This is a genomic window from Streptomyces sp. NPDC001406 (assembly GCF_042895285.1).
Classification (GTDB): domain Bacteria; phylum Actinomycetota; class Actinomycetes; order Streptomycetales; family Streptomycetaceae; genus Streptomyces.
Genome location: NZ_JBIAWG010000009.1, coordinates 291214 through 300184, shown reverse-complemented (window position 1 = coordinate 300184; position 8971 = coordinate 291214). Strand labels below are relative to the sequence as shown.

Below are 8971 nucleotides of genomic sequence, written 5' to 3'. Positions count from 1 at the left end.
CGGCCGACCCGTCACCGGAACTCGTGGACCACCTGGATCGTGCCGACGATGTGGGTGTTGAACTCGTCGAGTTCCTCCGCGGGTACCCACAGTTCCAGGATCGTCTCGCCGCCCGCGCGCTGGACGGGATAGCGGGTCAGGAACTCCGTGTCGACCTCGAAGCGGGTCACGAAGCCCGCGCCGTCGTGCTTGACGTTCCAGTCGCGGGCGATTTTGATCGCGTAGTCCTCGTTGAGCACGGGGTAGAAGATCGGCTGCTCGGGGAGGCGGGGCGGCCAGGCGCGCCAGTCCAGCTCGCGGACAAGGTCCAGTTCCTTGGGGCCGGTGGGGCGCCAGAGGGTGGTCGTGGGCCGGAAGCCGGTCATCGCAGTCGCTTTCCTGGTCGAGGGCCACGCGGTGGCCGCGGTTCGGGAATCGGCACGATACTGGGAACGCGATTTTCGGTTCCACGGGGTTTCGGTGCCGCTCGGCGGCCGTGGATACTGGGGGCATGGGGTTCGCCGTCTTCATGACCTTGCCTGGGCTGGTCATCGTGCTCACCGCCGTGGCTCTCGTCGACCAGGTCCTGATGCGTGCCGGACGCGCGGGCATCCTGCCGTGGCGCAACGGGGCAAGGCTCGGCCAGGTGTCGGCCACGGGGTTCGAGCAACTGCACGGCGCCCTGTCCCCGGGCAAGCAGCACGAGCTCAAGGAGCGGCAGTCGGCACTGCTGCTCCGGGACGACGACGAGGACGGCGCACCCCCGCACAGGACGACGATCGACCTGGAGAGCGGAACCGCGGTGATCCGCGTGACTCCCGGCGACCTGCGTAGTTGAACGGGGCATGAAGAAGCGCAGCATGCTCGCCATCGCCTCCCTCGCCACCGGGTTCGTCGTGGCCGCGATCAGCCCGTCGCACGGTGAGGACACCCACGCCGTCAGTGACCTGAACGTGTCGGACACGGTCGACACGGTGGGCAACCTCGTCAGCCAGGAAAGCCTCGCCGTCGACGACAACGCCCCGGGACAGGAGTAGAACCGCACTCAGGCACTGTGCGGCGCCGGGGCCCCGTCGCGGGGCGCCGGCGCCCCGTTCGCACGCCCTCAGCTGGGGCTGGTTTCCATGGCAGTGTGGAGCGGGCAAGCCACAGGGGGCCAACAGAAGAGGGGGAGTCCGTGACCGTCGTCTGGATCAACGGCGCGTTCGGTGCGGGGAAGACCACCACCGCACGGGAACTGATCGAACTGATCCCGAACAGCACGCTCTTCGACCCGGAGGTCATCGGCGGAGCGCTCACGCACCTGCTCCCGCCCAAACGCCTCGCCGAGGTCGGTGACTTCCAGGACCTGCCGATCTGGCGGCGACTCGTGATCGACACCGCGGCAGCGATGCTCGCCGAGCTCGGCGGAACCCTCGTGGTCCCCATGACCCTGCTGCGCCAAGAGTACCGCGACGAGATCTTCGGCGGCCTCGCCGCGCGCCGCATCACCGTCCGGCACGTCCTGCTCGCCCCGGCGGAAACGATCCTGCGGGAGCGAATAGCCGGGCGGGAGGTCCCGCCGGACCTCCCCGACGGCGAGTTGCGGCAACGGCAGTGGGCGTACGACCACATCGAGCCGTACCGGGCCGCGCTCGCCTCCTGGCTCACCGCCGACGCCCACCCCGTCGACACCGGTGCCCTCACCCCGTACGAGACGGCCGTCCGCATCGCCGAGGCCGTCAGCAGCGGTGCCGTCGCCCCCTGCGACATCGTGCAGACCCCGGAGCCCACCGCCGAGACCCTCGCCGCGGGCGTGCTCCTCTTCGACGAACAGGACCGTGTGCTGCTCGTCGACCCCACCTACAAGCCCGGCTGGGAGTTCCCCGGCGGCGTGGTCGAGCGCGGCGAGGCCCCGGCCCGTGCCGGTATGCGCGAGGTCGCCGAGGAGACCGGGATACGGCTGGCGGACGTGCCGCGGCTGCTCGTCGTGGACTGGGAGCAGCCGGTGCCCCCGGGCTTCGGCGGACTGCGGCTGCTCTTCGACGGCGGCCGGCTCGACTCGGCCGAGACCGGCCGGCTGCTGCTGCCGGGTCCGGAACTGCGCGACTGGCGCTTCGTCACCGAGCAGGAGGCCGCCGACCTGCTGCCGCCCGTCCGCTACCAGCGGCTGTGCTGGGCGCTTCGGGCACGTGAGCGCGGCGCCGCGCTGTACCTGGAGGCGGGCGTTCCGGTCGGCTGAGACCGGATGGCTTCGATGTCGTAGTGGCAGAGTCCATGGTCAGCGCGGACGTGTGTAGGTGTCCGCGGCTTTCCGTAGGACCGCCGAGGCCCCACTGGTGACGGGATCGCCGTGGCCGAAACAGGCCAGGTCCGCGTCCAGGTCCGCCAGCCGGTGGAAGGACGCGACGGTCCGGGCCCGGTCGAGGTTGAACACACCAGGCATCACCGATCCGGTGACCGGTGCCGCGGCCAGCGTGTCCCCCGTGAACAGCACGCCGTGCTCGGGGAGCTGGAGGGCGATGCTGCCCTCGGTGTGCCCCGGGACGTGGACGACACGGGCTCCGCCGCCGAAGTCGAGGACATCGCCGTCGGACAGTTCGGTGACCCGCTCCGGGCGCAGCGGGTCGCCCTGGGGCAGCTGCCTCGCGGCCTCGGCGTGGATCGGCAGCTCCCAGTCCTCGAAGACCGGCGGCGGGCCGGGCATCTCACCCCTGACGACCGGAGCGTCCCGGCCGTGCGCCAGCACCTCGGCGCCGGTCAGGGCGGCCAACTCGCCCGCCCCGCCCGCGTGGTCCTCGTGGAAGTGGGTGAGCACGATACGGCGTACGTGCGAAGGGGCCCGCCCGAGGGCCCGGACCGCGTCGGCGATCACCCGGCCGGAGCCGATCGTGCCGGCGTCGATCAGCGTCAACTCGTTGCCGTCGCGCCAGAGATAGGCCTGGCCGACCGGGAAGCGCAGGAGATGGAGCCGGGGAAGGAGCTCGATGACGTCCATGCGCCGACCGTAGGGAGGGCCCCCGCCCCTCGGCGAGGGCCCTCTGCTGTGGGCAGAGAGGTTCAGCTGGCCGCGTAGTTCCGCAGGAACAGGGCCTCGGCCACCGACAGCCGCTCCAGCTCCTCGGGGGAGACGCTCTCGTTGACCGCGTGGATCTGCGCCTCGGGCTCGCTCAGGCCGATGAGCAGGATCTCCGCCTCCGGGTAGAGGCCCGCGAGGGTGTTGCACAGCGGGATGGAGCCGCCCTGACCGGCGTACTGCATCGTCTCGCCGGGATAGGCGACACCCATCGCGTCCGCCATCGCCTGGTACGCCGGGCTGCCGGTGTCGGCGCGGAAGGCCTGGCCCTGACCGACCTGCTCGGTGCGCACCCGGGCGCCCCACGGCGTGTGCGCCTCCACATGCGCCTGGAGCAGCTTGGTGGCCTCGGCCGCGTCGACGCCCGGCGGCACCCGCAGGCTGACCAGGGCGCGGGCACTCGACTGGACGGACGGGGTGGCGCCGACGACCGGCGGGCAGTCGATGCCGATGACCGTGACGGCCGGTTCGGCCCAGATGCGGTCGGCGACCGAGCCGGCGCCGATCAGCCCCACGCCGTCCAGCACCTTGGCGTCGGTGCGGAACTGCTCCTCGGTGTACTCCAGGCCCTCCCACCGGGTCTCGGGGGCGAGCCCGTCGACCGTCGTCGAGCCGTCCTCGGCGCGCAGCGAGTCCAGGACGCGGATCAGCGCGGCCAGCGCGTCCGGGGCGGCACCGCCGAACTGGCCGGAGTGCAGATTGCCCTCAAGGGTGTCGATCTGCACGCGGACCAGGGTCATGCCGCGCAGCGTGGTGGTGACGGTCGGCAGGCCGACGCGGAAGTTGCCCGCGTCGCCGATCACGATCGCGTCGGCCCGCAGCAGCTCGGGGTGCTGCTCGGCGTACTGCTCCAGGCCGCCCGTGCCCATCTCCTCCGAGCCCTCGACGATCACCTTGATGTGCACCGGGACGCCGCCGCTGGCCTTGAGGGCGCGCAGCGCGAGGAGATGCATGATCACACCGCCCTTGCAGTCGGCGGCTCCACGGCCGTACCAGCGGCCGTCACGCTCGGTCAGCTCGAAGGGCGGGGTGGTCCAGGCGGACTCGTCCAGCGGCGGCTGCACGTCGTAGTGGGCGTAGAGCAGGACCGTTTCGGCACCTTCCGGGCCAGGGAGGTAGCCGTACACCGACTGCGTGCCGTCCGGGGTGTCGAGCAGGGCCACGTCCTCGAAGCCCTCGGCGCGCAGCGCGTCGGCGACCCAGTTCGCGGCGCCCTCGCTCTCGCTCCTCGGGAACTGGTCGAAGTCCGCCACCGACTTGAAGGCCACCAGCTCGGTGAGCTCCGCCCTCGCCCTCGGCAGCAGCGAGGCGACGGTCTCGGCGACCGGATTCGACGACATGGGCACGCTCCTTGTAGGTGCGACGTTGTACCTCTGGATAGACCCGATCCTCCCACAGCGGCCTGCGACGACCTCCGCCGTAGGATGCGGGGGACAGGAGCGGCAGACGGCTTGATCGGAGCAGCAGACCATCGTGAGCAGCGAGAACTCTTCGGCGGACGGCGTGCAGCGGGTGTGGGACGTCGTCGTGGTGGGCGCGGGCCCCGCGGGGGCCTCGGCGGCCTACGCGGCCGCGGTCACGGGACGGCGCGTGCTGTTGCTGGAGAAGGCGGAGCTGCCCCGCTACAAGACCTGTGGCGGCGGCATCATCGGCCCCTCGCGCGACGCGCTGCCGCCCGGCTTCGAGCTGCCCCTCCGGGACCGGGTGCACGCGGTCACCTTCTCGAACAATGGGCGCTTCACCCGTACCCGCCGCTCCAAGCAGATGCTGTTCGGGCTGATCAACCGGCCCGAGTTCGACCAGCAGCTGGTCGAGCACGCGCAGAAGGCGGGCGCCGAGCTGCGTACGGGCGTCACGGTGTCGCGTGTCGAGCAGCACGGCTCGGCGGTGCCGGACCGGCGCACGGTCGCCGTCGTGCTGCAGGGCGGTGAGACGCTGCTGGCCCGGGCGGTGGTGGGCGCCGACGGCAGCGCCAGCCGCATAGGAGCGCACGTCGGGGTGAAGCTGGAGCAGGTCGACCTCGGCCTGGAGTCGGAGATCCCGGTGCCCGAGACGGTCGCGGAGGACTGGAAGGGACGGGTCCTCATCGACTGGGGCCCGATGCCCGGGAGTTACGGCTGGGTCTTCCCCAAGGGGGACACCCTCACGGTCGGTGTGATCTCGGCGCGCGGCGAAGGCGCCGCCACCAAGCGGTACTTGGAGGACTTCGTGGCCCGGCTGGGCCTCGCCGGCTTCGAACCGAGCATCTCCTCGGGCCACTTGACCCGCTGCCGGGCCGACGACTCGCCGCTGTCGCGCGGCCGGGTGCTCGTCTGCGGTGACGCGGCGGGGCTGCTGGAGCCGTGGACCCGCGAGGGCATCTCCTTCGCGCTGCGGTCGGGTCGGCTCGCGGGGGAGTGGGCGGTCCGCATCACCGAGGCGCACGACGCCGTGGACACCCGCCGCCAGGCCCTGAACTACGCGTTCGCGATCAAGGCGGGGCTCGGCGTCGAGATGAGCGTCGGCAAGCGGCTGCTGACGGTGTTCGAGCGCCGTCCCGGCCTGTTCCACGCGGCGCTGACGAGCTTCCGCCCCGCATGGAGGGCCTTCAAGGACATCACCCGGGGCTCGACGTCCCTGGGCGAGCTCGTCCGCACCCACCCCATGGCCCAGCGCGCCCTGACCGCGCTGGACCGGCGCCAGGCCGTGGCCCCGGCCCCCGCCTCGCCCCCGGCCTCGGGGGACGCGGTCAGCTCGTGACCGTGACCCGGAAGACCGGGTGGTCGGGGGCGATACGGCGCATCTCGTCGTCGGGGGAGTCGGGGCCGACCCCGTCGAAGAAGATGCCGACCTCGGCCTTCCAGCGCTTCAGATAGGCGCGCAGGAGCGGGACCTTGTCCTCGTCGGCGATCTCGGTCGCGGTGAACACGTCCACCTGCTTGCCCAGCCGCAGTTCGCCGCCGCCGGCCGCCCGCATGTTGTGCGTCCACTGGACGTGACCGCGCGGGGCTAGCAGGTACTGCTGTCCGTCCACGGTCAGCAGGTTCACGGGAGTGGTCCGCCACTCGCCGCTCTTGCGGCCGCGCACCGCCAGGACCCGGGAGCCCCAGACACTGACACCGCGACGGGTCAGCCAGGCGACGAAGCGGTTGAAGACGTTGACGGTGAACCAGCCGGGCTTCTTGACGTGCGCGGACATGACGACCCCCTGTGTATGGGAGAGCAGTGCTCTCACTGTTTGGGAGAGCAGTGCTCTCGCTCAAGATGAGTGTGCACCCGCTCGGCACTCCAGTGCAAGAGCGGTGCTCTCTTTTGTGTGCAGTGCTCTCGCTTCGTGGCAGACTGCTTCTCATGACCAAAGCAGGGGGCGCCCGCGCGCGAGCCAGGATCGAAGTGACCGCGGCCATCAAGGACGAGGCACGCAGACAGCTGGCGGCTCAGGGGGCGGCCAAGCTGTCGCTGCGGGCCGTGGCGCGCGAACTCGGCATGGTCTCCTCCGCGCTGTACCGCTACTTCCCCAGCCGTGACGACCTGCTGACCGCGCTCATCATCGACGCGTACGACTCCCTCGGCGAGGCCGCCGAAGCCGCCGCGGCCGAGGTCCGGGACGCCGCCCCCGCCGAGCGCTGGGTCGCCGTGTGCGAGGCGGTACGTCGCTGGGCGCTCACGCATCCGCACGAGTACGCGCTCATCTACGGCTCGCCGGTGCCCGGCTATTCGGCACCCGAGGCGACCGTCCCGCCCGCGTCCCGGGTGGGGGTCCTGCTCATCGGCATCGTCCGCGAGGCCTACGAGCGGCGCGGTGTGGCCCGCACGCCGCTGCCCGCCGAACTGGCGCCCGAGGCCCGGCGCATGGCCGCCGACCTGGCCCCAGACCTGCCACCGGAGGTGGTCGTGGCCCTGGTCGCGGCCTGGGCGCAGCTGTACGGCCTGGTCGGGTTCGAGCTGTTCGGGCAGTTCACCAGGGTGGTGGAGGACCGTGAGCCGTTCTTCCGGCACGCGGCGGCCCGGCTCGCCCACGACGTGGGTCTGGTCCTCCCTCATGCTCCGCACGACTAGTCCTGCTCCTGCGGGATCAGGACGACCTTGCCGGCCACCGTGCCGGACTCGGCCAGCCGCATGGCCTCGGCGACCTCCGTGAGCGGCAGCCGGGCGGCGATCCGGGCGGTGACCTCGCCGCGCTGGAGGGCGTGGAACACCTCGGTGAGGTCGGCGCCCAGGCGGGCCCGGAAGCGGTCCTTGCTCAGGGAGCGGCCGGCCCAGACGTTGAAGAAGTACGCGTGGCGGCCGTTGGGCAGCGCGTTCCACAGCCACACCCGGCCGAGGATCTTCAGGACGGGCCACTGCTTGGAGCCCGTGTCGTCCCGGGTGGCGGCGCTGCCGTAGGAGACGAGCGTGCCGCCGGGCGCGAGCAGCCGCCAGGAGTCGATCACGCTCCGGCCGCCGACGTGGTCGAAGACGGCGTCGACTCCACCGGGGGCGAGTGCGCGGACCCGGGCCGGGATGTCCTCGGTGCGGTAGTCGACGGGAGTCACGCCCAGTTCGCGCAGCGCGTCGTGATGGCGGGCCGACGCCGTGCCGATCACCTTCAGGCCGGCCGCCAGCGCCAGCTGGACGAGGACCGTGCCGACGCCGCCGTTGGCCCCGTGGACGAGGATCGTGCCGCCGCTGCGCACGCGGGCCTTGCGATGGAGCATCTGCCAGGCGGTGATGCCGTTGACCACCAGGGTCTCCGCCTCCGCCGCGCCGATGCCGGCCGGCACCTCCACCGTGTCGGCGGCGTCGAGCACCACATGGCTGGCCCAGCCGCCGACCTTCACCAGCGCCGCCACCCGCTTGCCGACGAGGCCGGGGGCGACGCCGGGGCCGGCCGTCAGCACCGTGCCGACCAGGTCGTAGCCGGGCACGAACGGGAAGGGCGGCTGGTCGTAGTACCGGCCGCGGCGCATCTGCTGCTCCGCGAAGGAGACCCCGGTGGCCTCCACCCGGACCACGATCTGCCCGGCACCCGCGGCCGGTATGTCCCGGCGCCGGAACTGGAGCCCCTCCGGTTCGACCGTTCCCGGCAGGACGACCTCGACGAGTTCCGTGCTTTCCATGACGACCTCCGTGTAGAGCTATTCGTTTGCGTTAGAAGCTATAACTAACATGATGGCAAATAGCGTGAGTGTCAAGCTCTCGCGAGAATGTCTGTTATTGGCTATCGCTGCGGTGATAGGTTGGAACGAACCGGACGGAGAGGAGCGTGGAGGCGATGACGGCAGGCCCGGCGAGCCCTCGCGAGCGGTACCGCAGCCAGGTGCGTTCGGAGATCAAGGCGCGGGCCTGGGAACAGATCGCCTCGGCGGGAGCGACGGGGCTCTCCCTCAACGCCATCGCCAAGGAGCTGGGCATGAGCGGCCCGGCTCTCTACCGGTACTTCGGCGGCCGGGACGAACTGATCACCGAGCTGATCCGCGACGCCTACCGCAGCCTGGCGGACACCTTCCGCGCCGCCGCCGACTCGGGCGGCGGACTGCCCGCTCTCGCACACGCCCTGCGCCGCTGGGCGCTCGCGGACCCCCAGCGGTATTTCCTGGTCTACGGCACGCCGGTCCCCGGCTATCACGCCCCGGACGACATCACGGCGATCGCCCAGGAGATCATGGCCGCACTGCTCGACGTGTGCGTGGCCGCGGGCGCCGACACCCACGGCGCCGCCGACACTCCCGGCCCCGACGCCTTCGACGCCCACCTCGCCGACCACCGGCAGTGGGCGGCCGGCCACCCCGCCCCGCCCGCGGCCCTGCACCGGGCGCTGCTGTGCTGGACCCGTCTGCACGGGCACCTCTCACTGGAGCTCGCGGGTCATTTCACCGGCATGGGATTCGACCCCGAGCTGCTGTTCGCCGCCGAGGTGGACGAGCTGGTGGGCGGTCACTGATCACGCCGGCGGGCGTACTCCCCGGGGAGTACGTG

The 8971-nt window shown here is 71.7% G+C and carries 11 protein-coding genes; 6 read left to right on the top strand and 5 right to left on the bottom strand.

Annotation, left to right across the window (positions count from 1 at the left end; all coding sequences use genetic code 11):
* Positions 1-11 precede the first annotated feature (11 nt).
* Positions 12-365, bottom strand: a complete 354-nt coding sequence (locus ACFY1J_RS23480; protein WP_390731808.1) for a hypothetical protein — start codon at positions 363-365, stop codon at positions 12-14.
* 125 nt (positions 366-490) lie between these two features.
* Here ACFY1J_RS23480 and ACFY1J_RS23475 point away from each other — a divergent pair, with 125 nt between their 5' ends.
* From ACFY1J_RS23475 to ACFY1J_RS23465, 3 genes are all read left to right on the top strand, one after another.
* Positions 491-817, top strand: a complete 327-nt coding sequence (locus ACFY1J_RS23475) for a DUF6191 domain-containing protein (protein WP_390710578.1) — start codon at positions 491-493, stop codon at positions 815-817.
* 7 nt (positions 818-824) lie between these two features.
* Entirely contained in the window at positions 825-1016 is a 192-nt protein-coding gene (locus ACFY1J_RS23470; RefSeq protein WP_390710579.1) for a hypothetical protein, read from the top strand.
* A gap of 140 nt (positions 1017-1156) precedes the next feature.
* The gene (locus ACFY1J_RS23465) at positions 1157-2200 is read left to right on the top strand and encodes an NUDIX domain-containing protein (protein WP_390710580.1); all 1044 of its coding nucleotides are present in this window, start codon (positions 1157-1159) and stop codon (positions 2198-2200) included.
* A gap of 39 nt (positions 2201-2239) precedes the next feature.
* Here the strand turns inward: ACFY1J_RS23465 and ACFY1J_RS23460 are convergent, their stop codons facing one another.
* Both ACFY1J_RS23460 and ACFY1J_RS23455 read right to left on the bottom strand, forming a co-directional pair.
* Complete coding sequence (locus tag ACFY1J_RS23460) at positions 2240-2956, bottom strand: MBL fold metallo-hydrolase (protein ID WP_390710581.1); 717 nt, start codon at positions 2954-2956, stop codon at positions 2240-2242.
* 62 nt (positions 2957-3018) lie between these two features.
* Positions 3019-4374 carry a dipeptidase gene (locus tag ACFY1J_RS23455; protein ID WP_390710582.1) on the bottom strand — a complete coding sequence of 452 codons (1356 nt, stop codon included), beginning with the start codon at positions 4372-4374 and terminating at the stop codon, positions 3019-3021.
* A gap of 133 nt (positions 4375-4507) precedes the next feature.
* Here ACFY1J_RS23455 and ACFY1J_RS23450 point away from each other — a divergent pair, with 133 nt between their 5' ends.
* Complete coding sequence (locus tag ACFY1J_RS23450; protein WP_390731807.1) at positions 4508-5773, top strand: geranylgeranyl reductase family protein; 1266 nt, start codon at positions 4508-4510, stop codon at positions 5771-5773.
* Here ACFY1J_RS23450 and ACFY1J_RS23445 read toward each other — a convergent pair.
* Complete coding sequence (locus ACFY1J_RS23445) at positions 5763-6212, bottom strand: nitroreductase family deazaflavin-dependent oxidoreductase (protein ID WP_390710584.1); 450 nt, start codon at positions 6210-6212, stop codon at positions 5763-5765. The genes ACFY1J_RS23450 and ACFY1J_RS23445 overlap by 11 nt on opposite strands.
* A gap of 152 nt (positions 6213-6364) precedes the next feature.
* On the opposite strand from ACFY1J_RS23445, the gene ACFY1J_RS23440 reads away from it, so the two are divergent.
* The gene (locus tag ACFY1J_RS23440; protein WP_390731806.1) at positions 6365-7072 is read left to right on the top strand and encodes a TetR/AcrR family transcriptional regulator; all 708 of its coding nucleotides are present in this window, start codon (positions 6365-6367) and stop codon (positions 7070-7072) included.
* On the opposite strand, the gene ACFY1J_RS23435 is transcribed toward ACFY1J_RS23440, so the two are convergent.
* Positions 7069-8112, bottom strand: coding sequence for a medium chain dehydrogenase/reductase family protein (locus ACFY1J_RS23435; RefSeq protein WP_390710586.1), 1044 nt, complete (start codon positions 8110-8112; stop codon positions 7069-7071). The genes ACFY1J_RS23440 and ACFY1J_RS23435 overlap by 4 nt on opposite strands.
* A gap of 155 nt (positions 8113-8267) precedes the next feature.
* Here ACFY1J_RS23435 and ACFY1J_RS23430 point away from each other — a divergent pair, with 155 nt between their 5' ends.
* Positions 8268-8936 (top strand): TetR/AcrR family transcriptional regulator, encoded by a 669-nt coding sequence (locus tag ACFY1J_RS23430; protein WP_390710587.1) that lies wholly within the window; start codon positions 8268-8270, stop codon positions 8934-8936.
* The last annotated feature ends 35 nt before the right edge of the window (positions 8937-8971 follow it).